We start from the raw sequence: 18,264 nt of genomic DNA, 5'->3' as shown, positions 1-18,264 counted from the left end.
GAACACAATGACAGTCCCCGCATTCGGCCTCGGCACCTTTCGCCTCAAGGACCAGGTCGTCATCGACTCGGTGCGCAACGCACTGGCGTTGGGCTACCGCGCCATCGATACCGCGCAGATCTACGACAACGAAGAACAGGTCGGCCAGGCCATCGCCGCCTCCGGGTTGCCGCGCGACCAGCTGTACCTGACCACCAAGATCTGGGTCGACAAGTTCGAACGCAGCGCCTTGCTGCCCAGCCTGCAGGACAGCCTGCGCAAACTGGGCACCGACCATGTCGACCTGACCCTGATCCACTGGCCTTCGCCAAGGGATCAGGTACCGATGCGCGAGTACCTGGAAGCCTTGAACGAGGCTCGGCAGCAGGGCCTGAGCCGTGTGATCGGTGTGTCCAACTTCACCATCGCGCTGATCAGGCAGGCCATCGAGATCCTGGGGGCCGATGCCATCGCCACCAACCAGATCGAAGTGCATCCCTACCTGCAGAACCGCGCCCTGATCGCGTTCTTGCGCGAGCAGGGCATCCATGTCACCTCCTACATGACACTGGCCGTGGGCGAGGTGCTGAAGGATCCGGTAATCCAGGCAATCGCTGCGCGCCACGACGCCACGCCGGCGCAGGTCACCCTGGCCTGGGCCTTGCAGCAGGGGTATTCGGTGATTCCGTCCTCGACCAAACGCGACAATCTCGAAAGCAACCTCAAGGCGCAGGCACTGCGGTTGAGCGAGCAGGACATGGCCGAGATCGCCGCACTGGACCGCGGCCAGCGCCTGGCCAATCCGAAGGCGATCGCTCCCGACTGGGATTGAAGTCCCGGTGTTGCCGCGGATCGGCGTTGCCCGGTCCGTGGCGCCGCCCGCGGCGACCGCTCGTCGTCGCGTGCTGGTTGCCGGCGGCAGGCGCTGCTACGGTGCCAGGCACAGGGGGGTAGCCTCGGCAACGGAGTCCTACCCATGCACAGCGCATCCGTCTTGACCCGCCGCACCGTCAACCTCGACACGGAAATCGCCTACTGGCGCGATGTCCACGCCGAAGGCCATCTGGGCGGTTACGCCTTTGCCGATTACGCCCGGCTACTGACGCTCGGCTACGACATCTATCTGGCCTATCCGCGCGCGACCGAGGCGCAGCTGTACCGGGTGCTGCAGGATGGCTACTACCACTATCGACCGATGCTGTCGGTGCCCTGGGACCAGGCACGCTGGATCGTACGGCATGCCTGGCGGCATCTGGAAGAAGCCGCCATCCGGCATTGAAACGCGCGTTCTGGCCTGATGCGACCACTGCGACGGCTGCGCAGCCGGTGCGGCCGCGCCGCGCTTCGGCTTACTGCCCCAGCGCCATCGCCTGGCGATCGATGCGGTGCTTGTCGGCCAATGCCTGCATGCCCTGCAGCGTGGCGGCGATCAGGCTGGCGTAACGCAGCCGCCACAGCGTGGCGCGGTCGTTGTCGTCGTGGGCACTACCCAGGCCATCGAGCACCTGCGGCAGACGGCGGTCGGCCAGTGCGGAGGCGGCCAGGTACGGCTTCTCCGGGGCAATCACATCCACCGGTGCGCGCCAGTCGTTGGCCACCTGCTGGGAAATGCCGGCCAGGTGCGAGAGCTGGTGCATGCCGATCAGCGTCTCGTGCAGCATCTCGCGGCACGCCCACTGCCACAGCGCCACCTTCTCCGATGGGTCCTTGGCAATCTCGGTGAGTGCCAGATCAACCTTGTCGATGCGTGAGTCGCGCATTGCTGAGCTCCGATGCTGCTGTGCAACATAATTCACACCATACACCGTGAGCATCAAGTGAGCCAAACGTTTGCACGATGTCGGCGCGCCGATGCTCGACCCCGCTCACGCTTTGCGCTGCCGGAGCCGGGCGCCGCCGCGGCCCCTGACTTCCTGCCCATGGCCAGGCGCACCGCGGCGCGCCATGCTGGCGCATCCCCGCTCCCAGGCACCCGTCATGCGCTTGCACCTCGTCCTGGGCTCGTTGCTGCTGGCGGCCTGCAACGCACAGGCCAGCGCCAGGCCGCAGGTAGCGGCATGGGCGGATCTGCAAATCGGTTCGCGCAGCACACTGGCTCGCGTCGGCTGCATGGCTGCATGGCTGCATGGCTGCGCTGACTGCGCACGACATGGTGCGTGCATGCATTGATCACGTATCAGCCAATGGCACGGCGATCGTCTTGCCAGTCCCGCTGGCCTGGAAATCGCTCACTCCGCGCTGATTGATGCCCTCTGCCGCATGGCGATCGCACCGCGACTGGCGCGGTTGCGTGAGTTCGGCTGTCGCAGCGTCAGGCGAGCAACCATTGCCGCAGCGCATCCGATACCGCCTGCGGCTGCTCCAGTGGCGACAGATGCCCGCAGGCAGGCACTGTTACCAGCCGCGCCTGCGCTGCCAGCGCGGCCATTTCCTCGTGCAATGCAGGCGGAGTGATCGCATCGTCCTCACCGCACAGCACCAGCAGCGGGCCGGCATAGGCGCGCAGCAGTGCGCGGCCGTCCTCCCGCTCCAGCCGGTTCTGACGCAGGAACACCTCCACGCCCAGACGCTGGGTCATGCCGCGCACCCGTTCCAGCAAGGCCTCGTCCTGCCAGCGCGCGGGATGCACATAGTGCCGCAGCAGCCGTTCGCCGAATCCGTGGAAGGCACTGGCGCCACGCACGCTCGCCTCCTGCGCGCGCCGTTGCGCCGCACGCTCGGGCGAATCGGCACGTGCGGAGGTATCCAGCAAGGCCAGCCGCTCGACGCGCTCGGGAGCAACACGCAGGAGTTCCTGCGCGACGTAGCCACCCAGCGAAAATCCTGCCAGCGCAAAACGTGGCGGCATCTGCGCCAGCAGCTGTGTCGCCAGCGCACGCATGCTCTCGCCCCGGGTGAGGTCGCCGACCACGCAGTGGGCAACGTCGGCCAGTGCCACGCGCTGGGCGTGCCACAGCTGCGCATCGTTGAGCAGACCGGGGAGCAGCAACAAGGTGGGACGCGTTGCGCTCATGCGCGGGAGTGTCCGATCGGGGGCGCAGAAGCAGGCACTGTCATCGCAACAGTGTGCCGCGCGGTGACGCCCATCGCCAGCGCGCGCATGCGCACCCGGGGGTGACTTGCATCGGCCCGCCTGCGCGCCCAGCAGCCGTGCCGGATGCGCAAGCAGCGCAGTGCCGCTCGGGCATGTTTCTCAGGGCAGCGCGCCTGCCTCCTGCAGCAGAACGGCCCGACGCATGCGCCGGGCCGTTCTGCTGACTCACCACGGATTGCCCGTGGCGATGCTGGCGTGGATCAGGCCAGGGTCAGGGTGACGTCGATGTTGCCGCGGGTCGCGTTGGAGTACGGGCAGACCTGATGGGCCTTGTCCACCAGCGCCTGCAGTTCGGCCTGGTCCATGCCCGGTACCGCGATGCGCAGTTCCACGGCGATGCCGAAGCCGCCCGGAATCTGGCCGATGCCGACACTGCTGTCGATGCTCACTTCGCCCGGCAGCTTGAGCTTGTCTTGCGCTGCGACAGCCTTCATCGCGCCGATGAAGCAGGCAGCGTAGCCGGCAGCGAACAGCTGTTCCGGGTTGGTGCCGTCGCCGCCGGCGCCGCCCAGCTCGCGTGGAGTGGACAGCTTGACGTCCAGCGCCTTGTCGGACGACACGGCGCGGCCTTCGCGGCCACCGGTGGCAGTGGCGTGGCCGGTGTAGAGGACTTTTTCGGGTGAGGCCATGGTGGTTCTCCAGGTAAGCGCTGTCAGCGCGTGATGTAAAAAGATTAGTTGGCGATTAAATAGCGCGCGATACGTTGCGTGTGGCGCGGGCGATGCTGGATTGCCTCACCCGGCGCCGAGGTTGGTGCGCAGTGTCTCCAGCTGCTGCTTGAGGCGACGCAATTCGTCCAGGGAGCATGCCGAGGCACACAGGACCTGTTCGGGTACCGCGCCGGCCTTGGCGCGCAGCGCACGGCCGCTATCGGTCAGCGCAATGATCACCTGGCGCTCGTCGCTGGCAGCGCGCGTGCGGGTGACCAGTCCGGCGGCCTGCAGCCGCTTGAGCAGCGGGGTCAGCGTGGCCGAGTCCAGGAACAGGCGCTCGCCGATCTCCGACACGCTGCGGCCGTCGGTTTCCCACAGCACCAGCAGCACCAGATATTGCGGATAGGTCAGGTCCAGCGTCTTCAGCAGCCCGCGGTAGAGCTTGTGCATCGCCAGGTTGGCCGAATACAGCGCAAAGCACAGCTGGTTGTCGAGCTGCAGCAGCGCGTCGGTCCGGGCGGTGGGGGCTGTGGCGGTGTCCATGTCCGCAATTTACATCGCACGCTATTTAATAGCAAGCGATATTTTCGTTGCATTTTTGCATGGCACGACGCGGTGGGCATGACGATGGGCAGCATCGGCTGACCGGTCGCTGGATCCGTTGGCCATTGCGCTGCATCGTGCAACCAGGCACCGCCACCGAATTGGCCCAGGCCGCGGTTTTCGTCGGCAACGACGGTCTTGTGCAGTCCGGGACCGGGATGCGCCTGCATGTCTATGCGCGATGCGCGGTGGCCAGATAGTCGGCGCTCTGCATCTCGATCAGGCGCGAGGCGGTGCGCTCGAAGGCGCCGGCCAGACGCTGGCCGCTGTACAACGCCGGCGGGGCGTCCTGCGCGGTGCAGACCAGGTTGACATGGCGGTCGTACAGCTCGTCGATCAGGTTGACAAAGCGACGCGCGGCGTCCTCGTTCATGCGGTCGAAGTGCGGAATGCCGCCCAGCAACACCGTGGTGAACTCCCGCGCGATCTCGATGTAGTCGCCGGGCCCGCGCGGGCCCTCGCACAGCGCGGCAAAGTCGAACCAGGCGATGCTCTTGCCGCGCGCACGCACGGCGATCTTGCGCGCCTCGATTTCGATGTTGCCGCTGCGCGCCTCGGAATTTCCGCTCAGTTCGCCCCAGCGTTGCGTCAGCCATGCATCGGCCTGCGCATCCAGCGGCGCGCGATACACCGGCGAGCGCGTCAGCGCGCGCATGCGGTAATCCTCGGTGCCTTCGGCATACAGTTCCACGCAGAACTTCTGCAGCAGGCCGATCGCCGGCATGAAGCTGTCGCGTTGCAGGCCGTTGGCGTAGAGGTTTTCCGGCGCGGTGTTGGAGGTGGTCACCAGGGTCACGCCTTCGGCGAACAGGCGTTCCAGCAGGCGCGCCAGCAGCATCGCATCGCCGATGTCGGTGACGAAGAATTCGTCCAGCACCAGCACGCGCAGATTCTCGCGCCACTGCTGCGCGATCTTGGCCAGCGGATCGCTCTGCCCGGCGTGCTCGCGCAGTTGCTCGTGCACCCCGCGCATGAAGCGATGGAAATGCGTGCGGTACTTCTGCTTGATCGGCAGGCCGTCGTAGAACAGGTCGACCAGGAAGGTCTTGCCGCGCCCTACCCCACCCCAGAAATACAGGCCGCGCACCGGCTCGGGCTTCTTCCAGAACGCCGACAGCCGGTCCAGCCAGCCATCCTGCGCGCTATCCACCAGTGCCTCGTGGATGCGGTCCAGTTCCGCCAGGGCCGCCTGCTGCGCGGGGTCGGCGCGCCAGTCGCCGCGTTGTACGCCGGCGGCGTAGCGCTGCGACGGGGTCATCTCACTCATCGTGCTTCTCCGCGGGCCGGCTGCTGCCTTGCCCGCTCAACGGCGCATCGCCGGGCGATACGCATGGGTCCTGCCGCAGTCAGACGGCGGCCGGCAACCAGCGCCGGACACCATGCTGGATCGCACCGCGCAGGTCGATCAACTTGCGGTGGAAAAAATGGCTGGTGTCGGGCATGCGGACCAGTTCGGGCTGCTGCTCCAGGGTTTCCAGCCAGTCGTACACCGCCTGCGGGTCGACGATTTCATCGGCATCGCCCTGGATCACCAGCCATTGCGCCGGCGGCTGCAGGTCGCTGAAATCCCAGCGCCCGGCCGGCGGCGCGATCGAGATCAGCACCTGCGGCTCGAGCGAGCCGGCAGCCCGCAACGACACATACGCACCGAAGCTGAAACCGGCCAGCCACAGCGTGTCGCCCGGGCGCTGGCTGCGCACCCATGCAGCCACCGCACGCAGGTCGTCCTGCTCGCCATCGCCATGATCAAATGCACCGGCCGAGTTGCCGACACTGCGGAAATTGAAGCGCACCACGGTGATGCCCAGCTCGCGCAGCGCGCGCGCAGCCATGGTGACGACCTTGTTGTGCATGCTGCCGCCCTCGGTGGAGAGCGGGTGGCAGACGATGGCGATGACCGGTTGCACGGCGACATCCGGCTCGGGCAGATCGACCGCGACATCCAGCGGGCCGACCGGCCCATCCAGCGTCAATGCAGCCGATTCGGTGGGGAATAAGGGATTGGACATACCGTCATAATAGCCGCCCCGCCGGCCGCGTTCATCGCCCTGCCTGCACACTTCGTTGCGTTGCCCATGCATTTTCTGTTGTTTGCCGTCGTTTGCAGTGTCCTGGTGTCGGTGGTCCTCAAGCTGCTGCCGCGCCATCGCCTGGACGCTGCGCAGGCGATCACCTGGAACTACGCCACTGCCGCGCTGCTGGCGTGGCTGACCCTGCATCCGTCACTGGACACGCTGCGCGCGCCGGCCACGCCCTGGCTGGCACTGTTCGCATTGGCGGTGGCGCTGCCTGCGATCTTCATGCTGCTGGCACGTGCGGTCGCCACCGCCGGCATCGTACGCACCGACATTGCCCAACGGCTCTCGCTCCTGCTCTCGCTGGCGGCGGCCTTCACGCTCTTCGGTGAACCGGTCAATGCCTGGAAACTGGCGGGACTGGGTCTGGGCCTGCTGGCCATGGTCTGCATCCTGCACCGGCCACGTCACCGCGCCGGAGCGGATGCAACGTCGGCCTCCGTCGGCTGGCCATGGCTGGCAGGCGTGTGGATGGGCTTTGCCTCGATCGACCTGTTGCTCAAGCACATCGCACAGGCCGGTACGCCCTCGTTGACGTCATTGACGCTGTGCTTTGCCCTGGCGTGGGTACTGATGCTTGGCGTGCTAGGCATCCGTCCGGGCGGTGTTGCAGGTCTGAGCGTTCGCAACCTGCTCGCCGGCGTACTGCTCGGTGCGCTCAACTTCGGCAACATCCTGTGTTACGTGCGTGCCCATCAGCTGCTGCCGCATAGCCCGGCCACCGTCTTCGCCAGCATGAACCTGGGCGTGGTCGTCCTGGGAGCGCTGGTCGGCAAACTGGGATTCGGCGAACACATCGGCCGCCGTGGATGGGTGGGGCTGTTGCTGGCGGCACCGGCAATTGCGGCGATCGCCTGGGGGATGCGGTTGGGCTGAGGCAGGCATTCGGCTGGCGCGACTGCGGTTCGCACCTCGCATCGAGAGCGCGGCAGCGCTGGCTATGATGCAGGCAAATGACCCGAAGGAGTGTGTGATGCGCCTGAGTCAGTTATTTAGCAGCCGTTCTCATGTCGCGCCGGAACCGCACAGCCCAAACTCGACCGAAACGAGGTCGGTGACTGCAGGCGCCTCGCCCCAGCACCCGCTGTCTCAGGCCCCCAAGTCCGCAGCAGCACAGGGCACACCGAACTCTCATCGCCGCATGTTCGCCTCCGCGCGTCAATCGCTGGAAACGTTGCGCAAGAAGCTGCCTTTGACGTGCATGGGCTCCCCGACGTTTGAAGCAGTGACCAGAAATAGCCCAGCTGCACGCACGCCACCGGTGACGCCCGGTCGCACGCAGCAGATGCACGGGAAGCAAACCCGCGTCGATGAGCGTCGGCAGCCACCCACGCCCAATAGAACCGATCATCAGCGGGTGCAGCGACCGCAACCGCAACAGGCACCGCCCACCAGGCCGTCCGTTTCGATTCCGTCTAAGCCATCGCGTGCGCAGCAGCTGCACGGGCAGCAACGTCCCATCGATCCGAGAATGCAGGCGCCTGTCCCCCAAAGAATGCGCCGTGACGAGCGGCCATCGCCGCAGCACGGCATCTCCGCGTCGGATTCGGTGCCGATCACGCCCAAGCCCTCGCGATCGTCGGTGCCCTCTCCACGCCCCCAGCCCGGGCGGCACCCGTCCTTGCGCAGCCTGGATCGGGAATTGGCCGAGATAACCAAGCGGTGCAGCGACATTCAAAAACAGCTGTTCATCGAGGACCGCGAGGCCACTCCGGAGGAGCAACAACTGCTCGAGACGCGTGCGGTGCTGATCGCCCAGCGCAATGAGGTCCGCGATAGTCAGCTCGATGCACTATTGGTCGCGCTTGCACCGATGGAAGACATCCGTGCACCACGGACCACGGCCAGCGGCCTGGCCATGGTCCAGACGGACGTCATGCAGCACAATCGCCGCGAACTCCTCAAGGCACGGCGCAAATCCGTCGACAGAACTGCCCTGGCCAAAAACTACGCCCGCGCGGAACGACGCCTGGAGTCCCTGAAGAAAGGCGACGCACCCGACGACCAGATACAGCGCCTGCAACGCATGATGCAGGGCTACCGAAACATGCTCGCGTTGGAACAGATCGTCAAAGACACCGACGACCAGTTGGAAAGGCTGGGAGCGCCACGCCTGATGGCCGGCATCCCCACCACCGCCGAAGAGCGCCAGCAGTCCGTCAGGAAAGAAAGAGATGCCCATCAGGAGGGCATCGACAACGGCTACTACTGAGGATCCGGACAGCGCTGCTTGCACGTGCGCGCTGCCTGGCTGCCACCGGTGAGGCATGCGACGCGTCGCCACGTCGCGGCGCATCTGCACGCCGCAGCGGAGATGCAAGCCCGCAGCCGTTCGCATCCAGACAACGAACGACGGATGTCGACAGCGTAATCCAGCCCGCCATTAACGCTCCCAGTGCGGAAACGGATCGTCCAGCAGTTGCCACTGCGCCGGGCCCTGCCGCAGTTCATGGTCGCTGAGCAGGCAGGCATCCAGCGCAGCGCGCGTGCGCGGTGCATCCATGTCCACGCCGATCACCGCCAGCTCCTGGCGGCGGTCGCCCCATAGCGGGTGCCAGAGCCGCTGCATCGCGGCATATTCGCCGGCATCGCCGACCTCATGCAGTTGCGGCAGCGGCGCGGTCCAGCATTGCGTCTGCTGACGCTGCCAGCCGATATCGGTATACGGCAGTGGCGTGATGCTGGTCTGTAGCGGCTCGCCGATCGCATGCGCATCCACGCGATGGCGTGCGGCAAACCAGAAGCCCGCCGCACTGGTCTGGGTCGCGCCGCCGACGCTGGACAATTCGCCGACCCAATCCATGCGGCTGGCCAGCCAGAAAAAACCCTTGCTGCGAATCACCTGCGGCAGACCGCCTTGCACCATGCGCGCAAAGCGCTGCGGATGGAACGGCCGGCGTGCCCGATAGACGAAACTGCTGATGCCGTATTCCTCGGTCTCCGGCGCGTGCTGGCCGCGCAGTTCCTGCATCCAGCCCGGCGCCAGCTGCGCACGGGTGAAATCGAAGCGGCCGGTGTCGAGCAACTGATCCAGCGGCACCTCGCCATGCGCCGCATCCACGATCGCCGCCTCGCGATTGAGCGCACGCAATACCGCGCGCAGGCGTTGCAGCTGCTGCGCGTCGATCTGGTCGCACTTGCTGATCACCAGCACGTCGGCGAATTCCACCTGTTCGCCCAGCAACTGCACCAGCCCGCGGGTATCGTCCGGGCCGGCCTGCTGGCCGAGCTCGGCCAGCGTGGCGGCCGAGCCGAAGTCGTGCAGGAAGCGGCTGCCGTCCACCACCGTCACCATGGTGTCGAGCCGGGCAATGTCGGCCAGGCTGAAGCCGTCGGCATCGCGCACCGCGAAGGTGGCCGCCACCGGCATCGGTTCGGCGATGCCGGTCGATTCGATCAGCAGATAGTCATAGCGCTTCTGCTCGGCCAGCCGCCGCACTTCCTGCAGCAGATCGTCGCGCAACGTGCAGCAGATGCAGCCATTGCTGAACTCCACCAGCGTCTCTTCGGTGCGTCGCAAGGCCGCACCGCCATCGCGCAGCAGCTGCGCGTCGATATTGATCTCGCTCATGTCGTTGACGATCACCGCCACGCGCAGGCCGTCGCGGTTGTGCAGGATGCGGTTGAGCAAGGTGGTCTTGCCCGCGCCGAGGAAGCCGGACAACACGGTGACGGGGAGGCGTGGATCGCGCTTGGGGGACAGGGACATCCTGGGAGCCTGGCTGGAATGAAGTGTTACTATATAACACTTATTCGACAGGACCCGCCCCATGCGCGTGACCGCTTCTGTGCTGGACAACTCGGCCATCGCTCTCTCCAGCCTGTGCCTGCTGCACTGCCTTGCCTTGCCACTGCTGGCTGCCGCGCTGCCGCTGCTGGGCGCCTGGAGCCGGGCCGAATGGGTGCATATGGTGTTCGCCGCAGCAGCCGTGCCGCTGAGCGGCTATGCGCTGTGGAGCAGCCATCGGCGACGCGCATTGCCCGCACCGGTGTGGGCATTGGCGGTCTGCGGACTGGCCGGCCTGGTGCTGGGCGCAAGCGGCGTGGCCGGCGGCGCGCTGGAGACCCCGGTCACGGTGATGGGCAGCCTGCTGCTGGCCAGCACGCACCTGATCAATCTGCGGCTACGTCGCCGCGAGGGGCGTTGCAGGAGCTAGGTGGGGAGTTACCACGCGGGCGGAGTGCCGTTTTCCGGGCAGCACGTCAGCGCGCGCAAGCGATGCAGGCAGCACGCATGGCGCGTGTGCATCGGCATTCGGCTACCGGTCTGCGCTACAGCGAAAAGCCCAGCAACACCGGGTCGTGGTCGGAACTGCGCCACGGGCCAGGCAGGTTGCGCTTGGCATAGCCGGCGTCGTCGCTGGCATCGGCGTTGATATGCCATTCCACCGCGCCGCGTAGCTGCTTGGCCATCGCCGGGCTCAACAACGCATGATCCAGCCGTCCGCTCATGCCGTCGTAGACGTAGCTGTAGGGCTGCTTCACGCCAGCCACCGCAAAGGCGTCCTGCCAGCCACTGGCGCGCAGGCTGCGCATCGGGGTTTCCATGGCGTAGGCGTTGAAGTCGCCCAGCAGCACGGCCAGTCTGGTCTGCGCGCCGGTGGGGTCGGTCTGCAGCCACTGGTGCAGGCGCTTGGCCGCTTCGGTGCGGGTGGCGTTCCAGCAGGCCTGGCCATCGCCCTGGTCGGCATCGGCGCCGCTGGCGCTGCCGCAGCCCTTGGACTTGAAGTGGTTGGCGACCACCACGAAGGTCGCCCCGCGCGTGCTGCGAAAGGCTTGCGCCAGCGGCACCCGGCTATGGCCGTCGAACGGGCCGCCGGTCAGCGTGGCCGGCTTGCCGACCGGGGTGACCTGCGAACTGCGGTACACGATGCCGACCCGGATCGCATCGTCGCCCGGGCCGCTGCCGGTGTCGACGAACTGCCAGTCCTTGTCGGTGCCGGCCGCATTGAGCGCGGCCACCAGTTGCGCCACGGCCGCATCGGCGCCGTTGCCATCGTTTTCCAGCTCCATCAACGCGGCCACATCGGCGCGCAACGGCACGATGGTGGACACCAGCTTGCTCAGCTGTGCCTGGAACTGCTCATGCGTACGCGCACCGCGCTTGGTCGGAAAGCCGCCGCCGCGGCCATTGCCGTTGAAGAAGTTCTCCAGGTTGAACGAGGCGATGCGCAGATCGCCACCCACCTGCGGCGCCACCGCGGTCGGCATGGCCGGCAGCGTCAACGGGGTCAGCACCTGGATGCGGTAGTTGCCGTCGTAGCGCTGGTCGACGATGCCATCGACCGACCTGAGCAGGCTGCCGGTGCGCAGCGCCGGATCGGCCGGCAGATAGGCCACCGTCTTGGGGCTGCGGCCATTGCGTGCATCGTCCAGCAACACCCGGCGGCGGGTATTGTCGGCCTCCACCTGCGCGAAGGCCGGGGTGCCGGCGGCGGCCACTTCGCTGGGCTGCCACAGGCGTCCGCCGAACGCGGCGACCAGCTCGCCGTCGGCGTCCAGGCGATCGCTGCCGTTGAGGGTGAGCGCGGCGATGCGCACGTGCTCGCCTTCCAGTGCTTCCCAGCTGGCCGGCGGTCCGCTGAGCATGCGCACCGGTACCGGCTGGCCGCTGGCGAGTCGCTTGATGCTGCTGGCCTCCAGCGTGGTCAGACTCGCCTCGCCACCTGCCGATACCTCGCGCACCGTGCCGGCGATGCGCACGCGGTCGCCCACCGCCACCTCGGCATTGCCGGCGCCGGTGACGAACAGGCCATGCGAGCGCCGCGGCTCGAAGCCGGGCTGCTGCACGAACAGCCCGGCCAGGCCGGCACGCGTATCGGCAGTGACGATGCCCTCCACCTCGACCACACGGCCGTCGTGGGGGCTACGGCTGTCTTCGCCCTGGACGTCGGCGATGGACAGGCGTTGCGGCGCGCCCTCGGCGGCACTGCCCAGCAGTGGCGCCAACAGACCGATCACAGCGAGCACAACCAGCGAGCAACGCGACATCGACACACTCCGGAAAGATCTGGACCACCTGCAGGCGCCGCACCGACGGCAGCGCGCGAACCGCGACAGGCTAGCAAACCACTGCGAGCGGCGACCAGCTGCTGCGTGGATGAGGTGGCCGATCGGCAAGCGTCGGGGTAATTGCGGGCACTCCCCCAGAGAATGGCGCTGACCCAGTTGGCCACGGCGGACGGTGTCCGGGACGCGGCCGTGCAGCGGCACCGCGAACGCGCGCGACGCCTGCCACCTGATGACACCCGACGCATGCGCAGCGTGCGCCGGACTCAGGCTCGACCAGATCAACGCAGCCAGGCATGCCGGACGTCGCCGCCCGGCAGCACGCACGCAGATCACTTGTGTCAGCTACTTGTGTCAGGTGCTTGTGTCAGGCGCTTTTTTCAGGGGCGTGCTGCTGCTTCGGGCACTTACTTCAGATTGCTCAACATCCAGTCCACCGTGGCCCGCACCTGTTCTTCGGTCAGCGCCGGGTTGCCGCCCTTGGGCGGCATGATGCCGCCATCCGGGCCGGTGTAGCCCTCGATCGCATGCTTGTACAAGGTGTCCTTGCCCTGGGCGATGCGTGCGTCCCAGTGCGCATGGTCCAGCGTCGGCGCCTTGCCCACGCCGGTGGTGTGGCAGGCGGTGCACAGGCTGTCGAAGATGGTCTTGCCGTCGGTGCTGCCGCCGTAGGCGGACTGCGAGGCGGCCTTGGCCAGCGCTGCGGCCTGGGCCGCGGCCTGTGCGGACGCACCGGTGGTGCCGGCATAGACCGCGCCGGCCGGAGCGATGCGTTGCTGCACGCGTTTGGCCGCGGTGGGCGAGACTTCGTCGGGAATGGCGCGTTGCAAATAGGCTGCCAGGGCAATCAGGCCCAGGGTGATCACCACCAGTAGTCCGATCACCATCGAGAATTTCTTCAGGAACTCGAGGTCGTAATTCCGCACGCGCTCACCCCTGGCTGTTGGTCGAAGACCTCTGCTAGCGCCGGAGTATAGAGCACAGTTCGCGCCAGTCTGGCCACTGTGCATGACAGTGATTGAAGCGATGCGTCCTGCGGCTTGGCGGGCTGCAGGTCTTGCGCGCACGCACCGCGCGTGCCGCTGGCAAATTGCCGCGATGCCGCATGACCGGCGCCGAACCTGCCTGCTCGAGGGCACGGCCGGGCGCGACTCCACCCCCCGAAAGTCCCGGATGACGCGTTGGTCTCGTTTCGTGGAATTGCGTATCATTCCCATCAATCCACGGTGACGCGGTTCTCGCCTCGCCCGGTCCGCTTACGAGGAGTCGCCGCGATGAAGTCCTTCCTGCTGTCCTGCCTGGCCTTGGCCAGCATCAGCCTGTCTGCCCAGGCCCACGAGATCTGGATCGAGCGCGACGGCAGCGGCCCGGTGCGCATCTACTTCGGCGAGCCGGCGCAGGAAACCCTCGACCACGGCGAAGACGAGATCAAGCGCGTGGTCAAGCCGACCGTGTTCGGCACGGCCGGCAAGGCCGGCGCCCTGCAGCGCGGCAGCGAGTTCCTCACCGCGCCGCTGTCCGGCAGCGGCGATGCCTGGCTGAGCGACGACAGCGTGTTCGAGCCGTGGAAGGGCGAAGCCGGCGGCTTCGAGACGGTGAGCTACTACGCACGCGCCGGTCGCGCCACGCCGTCGGCCAAGCTCGATTTCGAGCTGGTGCCCACCGCCGCCAACGGCAATACGCTGACCGTGCTCTATCGCAACAAGCCGCTGCCCAAGGTCGAGGTGACGGTGATCGACCCGCAGAAGTGGCAGAAGACGCTGACCTCCGATGCCAAGGGCCAGGTGACCCTGCCCAAGTTGCGCGCCGGCCGGCACATCCTGGTCGCCACCAACAAGGAGCCGGTGAAGCGCGAGATCGCCGGCAAGCAGGTGGCGATGATCCACCACATCAGCACGCTGACCTTCCTGGCCGAGTAAGCCGGCCACACGCGCCGCCGATCCGATGTCCAGCGTACCGTCCCTGCCGCTTCCCTGGTTCAGGCGTCCCTGGCTGGGCGTGCTTGCACGCACGCTCGCGGCGATGTTGGGCGGCTATGCGCTCGCCAGCGCCACCAACCTGCTGCTGGCGCTGGTCTTGCCGATGCCACGCAGCGAAGCGGTGCTGACCAGCATGCTGGTCGGCATCGTGGTATGCGCCTGCGCCCCGCTGTGGGCCTTTGCCACGGCCAGCGTATGGCGGGCGTGGGCAGGCATCGCGCTTCCGGCGGCGCTGATGTTCGCGCTGGCCGCATGGCTGCAACGGGGCGTGGCATGAAGCAGGGATTCCGCCAGTCGATGGCGTGGCTGCACACCTGGACCGGGCTGCTGGTCGGCTGGGTGTTGCTGCTGATCTTCATGGGCGGCACGGCGAGTTATTACCGCGACGAAATCAGCCGCTGGATGCGCCCGGAACTGCCTACCACCCCGGTGAGCAACGCAACCGCGCTGCGCAGTGCCGAGCAGTATCTGCAGACACATGCCGCCGATGCGCAGAGCTGGAACATCACCTTGCCGGACACGCGCAATCCGGTGGTCAGCATGTACTGGCAAACCCCTGCGCCAGCCGACGGCAAACCGGCCAGCCGCGGTCAGATGTACGGCAACGCCATCATCGACCCGGCCACCGGCAAGGAGATCGCCGCACGCGACACCCTGGGCGGCGAATTCTTCTACCGGCTGCACTTCGACCTGCATTATCTGCCGGTGATGTGGTCGCGCTATATCGTCGGTTTCTGCGCGATGTTCATGCTGGTGGCGATCATCAGCGGCGTGATCACGCACAAGAAGATCTTCAAGGATTTCTTCACCTTCCGCCCGGGCAAGGGCCTGCGCTCGTGGCTGGATTTCCACAACGTCAGCGCGGTGACCGCGTTGCCGTACCACGCGATGATCACCTATACCGGCATCGTGACCTTGATGTTCATGTACCTGCCGTGGGGCATCAAGGCGCAATACCCCGATAACGAAATGCGGTTCTACGAGGAGTCCGCCAACCGGGTTGCCGATACGCGACAAGCATCCGGTACCCCGGCACGCATGCTGCCGCTGGAGCAATTGGTGGCGCGTGCGCGCAGCGACTGGCGCGGCGGCGAGGTCGGCAACGTGGCGGTGTCGCTACCCAACGATGCGCACGCTGCGGTCGGCGTGACCCAGGTGTCCGGTCGTCTGTCCACCGATGCGCCGTCCATCCTGTTCGATGCGGTCAGCGGCCGGCGCCTGCAGCGCAGCGGGCCGCCGGGCGGTGCCAGCCAGACGCGCGGGGTGATGGTGGGCCTGCATATCGCCCACTTCGCCGGGCCATGGATGCGTGCGCTGTTCTTCGGCTCCGGCTTGCTCGGTTGCCTGATGGTGGCCAGCGGCGTGGTGATGTGGGCGGTGAAAGAACGCCCCAAACACCTGAAGGCCGGACGCATCGGCTTCGGGCTGCGGCTGGTGGATGCACTCAACATCGGCACGGTCGCCGGCTTGCCGATCGCCTTTGCCAGTTTCTTCTGGGCCAACCGGGTAGTACCGGTGGGCCTGGAGGGGCGCGCGGCGATGGAGGCCAACCTGTTCTTTGCCGCCTGGGCCACTGCATTGCTGGCCGCATTCGTGTGGCCACGGCGCGCGATGTGGAGCTGGCAGCTGTATCTGGGCGCGGCCCTGTTCGCCTTGGTGCCGGTGGTCAATGCGGTCACCACCGATGTGCATCTGGGCGTGACCTTGCCGGCCGCGCAATGGACGCTGGCGGGGGTCGATCTGGTCTGCCTGGTGCTGGGGGTGTCCCTGGGGATCGCGGGATGGCGCCTGCAACAGTGGAAGGCACCGCAGCCGGCATCGGCGCGCCGCGCGCGCGCCACGGCCGCCGCACCTGCGCCCGGCAGCGTGCCGATGCAGGAAAGCGCATGAGCGTGTGGCTGCTGCTGGCGCTGAACTTTTCCGGATTCGCCGCGTTGTGCCTGGCGGTGGACAAGCATCAGCAGGAAGTTCGGGGCCGCACGCTGGGCGCGGCGCGTTCGCGGCAACTGCGCGTGCTGGGCTGGCTGCTGTTGCTACTCACCTTCGGCCTGGCGGTACACGCACAGGGCTGGGGCATCGGCCCGGTGCTGTGGCTGGGCACATTGACCGGCGCAGCCGCAGTGCTGTCGCTGTGGTTGCTGCCGTACCGGCGTGGACTGATCCTGCCGACGGCCGTGGCCGCGCCGGTGCTGGCGGGTGCGCTGCAGCTGTTGGCGGGGTGAAGGACGGCGCTACGCCACGACCGGCGGGTCGCCCCAACTGCGCCCGTCGCGCGGCAGGCGGCCATCGTCGAGCACGCGCAGCACGTGGTCGGGCTGCAGCATGTCCAGAAACACCACCACGTTGGTGCCGTCGGGCAGCGCCATGCTGGGAAAGATCACGCCGGGGATCTGCGCCTCGCGCAGCAGGTCGCCGAGCACCCAGCTCACCGGTTCGATCTTGTTGACCAGGGCCTTGCGCCAGTCCTCGGTCCAGTCGGCCCAGAGCGGATCCCAGCTCGCATCGAGCAGGCGCAGATCGGCCAGCGCCGGCAGGTCGGCGGCATAACTGACCAGGGTCAATGGCGGCAGGAACAACGCCGCCTGCGCGTATTCGGCCGCAGCGGTCTCCAGTTGCAGCGAGAGATACAGGGCTGGCTGGCCGAAACGATTGAAGCGCCCGCCCGAGCGCGCCGCACCGGCGCCGCTCAGTGGTTCGGCAGCCCAGCGCGGGGTGAAGGCGCGATACAGCGTGCAGTGCGCCGGGGCGCTCAGCTTCAACCGGCTGCCCCCGCAGCGACGGTGCGCAGGTAAGTCAACGCATCGTCGGTGCGGCCCTGTTTGACCACTTCCAGCAAGGTGGCGAATTCAAACGCCGGAATCGGGGTGTTCTTGAGATGGAACACCACCTGGCGTTCGTCCGGCTGGACTTGCGTCATCGCCACCAGCAGGCGCGACAGGTTGCGCAGCAGGTCCTGCACGCGCGGGCTTTCCGGATGCACGCGCAGGCTGTTGCGGTGCACGCCGGCCAGCTCGGCAAGCTCCTGTTGCGACAGGTCCAGCAGGCCGGCCATGGCCGAGGGCGACAGGATGGTGCGATCCGGCACGCGCAGGCGTTCGGTCAGGGCCAGGGGGTTGAGAACGGCGACCATCGCACGACTCCAGCAGGACGAGTGCACAGTATATGCACAGCAAGGCGCATTGCGACAGCCCAGCTGGACGCCCGGTCAGTGCATCGTCAGCCCGCGGGCTGGCGCGCACCGACCGCGCGCAGGCAGAACCCGCAGATTGCCTCGGCCAGCTGCTCGCCCTGCTGCGGGTCGCTGCGACTGGGGGCGATCGGTCCCACCAGGGCCTCGGTGAAGGCGCCGACGATGCAGGCGGCCGCTGCATCCAGCGGCTGCTCGGGGAACTCGCCGGCCGCCACGCCTTCGGCGAGCAATTGGCGGAACACCTCGCCAAACAGGCGTCGGCCGCGGATGCGCTCGGCATCCACCTCGCTCTCCACCGGTTCGGCGATGAAGGCGTATGCCAGTGCGGGGCCAGCCAGTGCACGCCGCACGAAGGTGGCGATCGCGTTGCGCAGGCGCTCGGCAGCGCTGGCCTGGGTGGTGGCGATGGCGCGCAGGATGGTCATCTCGCGCTGCACGGCCTCGTTGAGAACTTCCACGAAAAGCTCGGCCTTGGACGGGAAATGTCGGTAAATCTGCCCGGTCGATACGCCGGCGGCAGCAGCGACGGCGGTCACCGGGGCGTTGCGGTAGCCGCCTTCGGCAATCAGCGCGCGCGCGGCGTGCAGGATGCGTTCGCGGTTGCCGGCCAGGCGTTCTTCCATCAGGGCGGAGCGTCGATAAGCCATGGTGTGATTCTTGGTTCAATAGTTGAATTTTAGTT

At 67.1% G+C, this 18,264-nt stretch carries 21 protein-coding genes; 9 read left to right on the top strand and 12 right to left on the bottom strand.

The annotated features are described in order from the left end of the window. Positions 1-7: 7 nt before the first annotated feature. Both dkgB and C0541_RS05230 read left to right on the top strand, forming a co-directional pair. On the top strand, positions 8-811 hold the full coding sequence (gene dkgB, locus C0541_RS05235) for a 2,5-didehydrogluconate reductase DkgB (protein ID WP_115046398.1): 804 nt from the start codon (positions 8-10) through the stop codon (positions 809-811). Between the two features lie 144 nt (positions 812-955). Beyond that, positions 956-1,258, top strand: a complete 303-nt coding sequence (locus tag C0541_RS05230; protein WP_115046396.1) for a hypothetical protein — start codon at positions 956-958, stop codon at positions 1,256-1,258. 70 nt (positions 1,259-1,328) lie between these two features. On the opposite strand, the gene C0541_RS05225 is transcribed toward C0541_RS05230, so the two are convergent. From C0541_RS05225 to C0541_RS05190, 6 genes are all read right to left on the bottom strand, one after another. Continuing rightward, the gene (locus C0541_RS05225) at positions 1,329-1,739 is read right to left on the bottom strand and encodes a hypothetical protein (protein WP_161959893.1); all 411 of its coding nucleotides are present in this window, start codon (positions 1,737-1,739) and stop codon (positions 1,329-1,331) included. A gap of 551 nt (positions 1,740-2,290) precedes the next feature. Further along, positions 2,291-2,992, bottom strand: a complete 702-nt coding sequence (locus C0541_RS05215) for an alpha/beta fold hydrolase (protein WP_115046390.1) — start codon at positions 2,990-2,992, stop codon at positions 2,291-2,293. Positions 2,993-3,273: 281 nt separating this feature from the next. Beyond that, positions 3,274-3,702: an organic hydroperoxide resistance protein gene (locus C0541_RS05205; RefSeq protein ID WP_115046388.1), complete on the bottom strand. Its 429-nt coding sequence runs from the start codon at positions 3,700-3,702 to the stop codon at positions 3,274-3,276. A gap of 105 nt (positions 3,703-3,807) precedes the next feature. Next, positions 3,808-4,269, bottom strand: a complete 462-nt coding sequence (locus C0541_RS05200) for a MarR family winged helix-turn-helix transcriptional regulator (protein ID WP_115046385.1) — start codon at positions 4,267-4,269, stop codon at positions 3,808-3,810. Between the two features lie 232 nt (positions 4,270-4,501). Beyond that, positions 4,502-5,596 (bottom strand): cell division protein ZapE, encoded by a 1,095-nt coding sequence (zapE, locus tag C0541_RS05195; protein ID WP_115046383.1) that lies wholly within the window; start codon positions 5,594-5,596, stop codon positions 4,502-4,504. 79 nt (positions 5,597-5,675) lie between these two features. After that, positions 5,676-6,338 carry an alpha/beta hydrolase gene (locus C0541_RS05190; protein ID WP_115047300.1) on the bottom strand — a complete coding sequence of 221 codons (663 nt, stop codon included), beginning with the start codon at positions 6,336-6,338 and terminating at the stop codon, positions 5,676-5,678. 66 nt (positions 6,339-6,404) lie between these two features. Here C0541_RS05190 and C0541_RS05185 point away from each other — a divergent pair, with 66 nt between their 5' ends. Both C0541_RS05185 and xopR read left to right on the top strand, forming a co-directional pair. Continuing rightward, positions 6,405-7,280, top strand: a complete 876-nt coding sequence (locus C0541_RS05185; RefSeq protein WP_161959892.1) for an EamA family transporter — start codon at positions 6,405-6,407, stop codon at positions 7,278-7,280. 64 nt (positions 7,281-7,344) lie between these two features. Beyond that, positions 7,345-8,616, top strand: a complete 1,272-nt coding sequence (gene xopR / locus C0541_RS21470) for a type III secretion system effector protein XopR (RefSeq protein WP_338016121.1) — start codon at positions 7,345-7,347, stop codon at positions 8,614-8,616. 171 nt (positions 8,617-8,787) lie between these two features. Here xopR and C0541_RS05175 read toward each other — a convergent pair whose 3' ends face one another. Next, positions 8,788-10,113 carry a GTP-binding protein gene (locus tag C0541_RS05175; protein ID WP_115046379.1) on the bottom strand — a complete coding sequence of 442 codons (1,326 nt, stop codon included), beginning with the start codon at positions 10,111-10,113 and terminating at the stop codon, positions 8,788-8,790. Between the two features lie 61 nt (positions 10,114-10,174). Between C0541_RS05175 and C0541_RS05170 the strand changes: the two genes are divergently transcribed. Further along, a complete protein-coding gene (locus C0541_RS05170; RefSeq protein ID WP_115046376.1) occupies positions 10,175-10,561 on the top strand; it encodes a MerC family mercury resistance protein in 387 nt (128 codons plus the stop codon). A gap of 115 nt (positions 10,562-10,676) precedes the next feature. Here the strand turns inward: C0541_RS05170 and C0541_RS05165 are convergent, their stop codons facing one another. After that, positions 10,677-12,395 (bottom strand): ExeM/NucH family extracellular endonuclease, encoded by a 1,719-nt coding sequence (locus C0541_RS05165; RefSeq protein ID WP_115046374.1) that lies wholly within the window; start codon positions 12,393-12,395, stop codon positions 10,677-10,679. Between the two features lie 425 nt (positions 12,396-12,820). After that, the gene (locus C0541_RS05160; protein ID WP_115046373.1) at positions 12,821-13,339 is read right to left on the bottom strand and encodes a c-type cytochrome; all 519 of its coding nucleotides are present in this window, start codon (positions 13,337-13,339) and stop codon (positions 12,821-12,823) included. A gap of 348 nt (positions 13,340-13,687) precedes the next feature. Here C0541_RS05160 and C0541_RS05155 point away from each other — a divergent pair, with 348 nt between their 5' ends. Genes C0541_RS05155 through C0541_RS05140 form a run of 4 tightly spaced genes read left to right on the top strand, consistent with a single transcriptional unit; the run spans position 13,688 to position 16,614 of the window. Beyond that, a complete protein-coding gene (locus C0541_RS05155) occupies positions 13,688-14,332 on the top strand; it encodes a DUF4198 domain-containing protein (RefSeq protein ID WP_115046372.1) in 645 nt (214 codons plus the stop codon). A gap of 25 nt (positions 14,333-14,357) precedes the next feature. Further along, a complete protein-coding gene (locus C0541_RS05150; RefSeq protein ID WP_115046371.1) occupies positions 14,358-14,669 on the top strand; it encodes a DUF3649 domain-containing protein in 312 nt (103 codons plus the stop codon). Further along, positions 14,666-16,282, top strand: a complete 1,617-nt coding sequence (locus tag C0541_RS05145) for a PepSY-associated TM helix domain-containing protein (protein WP_115046370.1) — start codon at positions 14,666-14,668, stop codon at positions 16,280-16,282. The genes C0541_RS05150 and C0541_RS05145 overlap by 4 nt, the downstream gene beginning before the upstream one ends. Continuing rightward, the gene (locus C0541_RS05140) at positions 16,279-16,614 is read left to right on the top strand and encodes a DUF3325 domain-containing protein (protein WP_115047298.1); all 336 of its coding nucleotides are present in this window, start codon (positions 16,279-16,281) and stop codon (positions 16,612-16,614) included. The genes C0541_RS05145 and C0541_RS05140 overlap by 4 nt, the downstream gene beginning before the upstream one ends. Positions 16,615-16,623: 9 nt before the next feature. Here C0541_RS05140 and C0541_RS05135 read toward each other — a convergent pair whose 3' ends face one another. The 3 genes from C0541_RS05135 to C0541_RS05125 all read right to left on the bottom strand — a co-directional run bounded on the left by C0541_RS05135 (position 16,624) and on the right by C0541_RS05125 (position 18,229). Then, positions 16,624-17,151, bottom strand: a complete 528-nt coding sequence (locus C0541_RS05135; protein ID WP_115046369.1) for an RES family NAD+ phosphorylase — start codon at positions 17,149-17,151, stop codon at positions 16,624-16,626. After that, positions 17,148-17,522 carry a hypothetical protein gene (locus tag C0541_RS05130; RefSeq protein ID WP_010370465.1) on the bottom strand — a complete coding sequence of 125 codons (375 nt, stop codon included), beginning with the start codon at positions 17,520-17,522 and terminating at the stop codon, positions 17,148-17,150. The genes C0541_RS05135 and C0541_RS05130 overlap by 4 nt, the downstream gene beginning before the upstream one ends. Positions 17,523-17,608: 86 nt before the next feature. Continuing rightward, positions 17,609-18,229 carry a TetR/AcrR family transcriptional regulator gene (locus C0541_RS05125; RefSeq protein WP_115046366.1) on the bottom strand — a complete coding sequence of 207 codons (621 nt, stop codon included), beginning with the start codon at positions 18,227-18,229 and terminating at the stop codon, positions 17,609-17,611. Positions 18,230-18,264: the final 35 nt, after the last annotated feature.

The sequence above is a fragment of the Xanthomonas arboricola genome (genome assembly GCF_003353015.1).
In the GTDB taxonomy this organism is placed as follows: domain Bacteria; phylum Pseudomonadota; class Gammaproteobacteria; order Xanthomonadales; family Xanthomonadaceae; genus Xanthomonas; species Xanthomonas arboricola_E.
The sequence above is the reverse complement of the archived record's forward strand: the minus strand, read 5'-3'. Positions and strand labels throughout refer to the sequence as shown.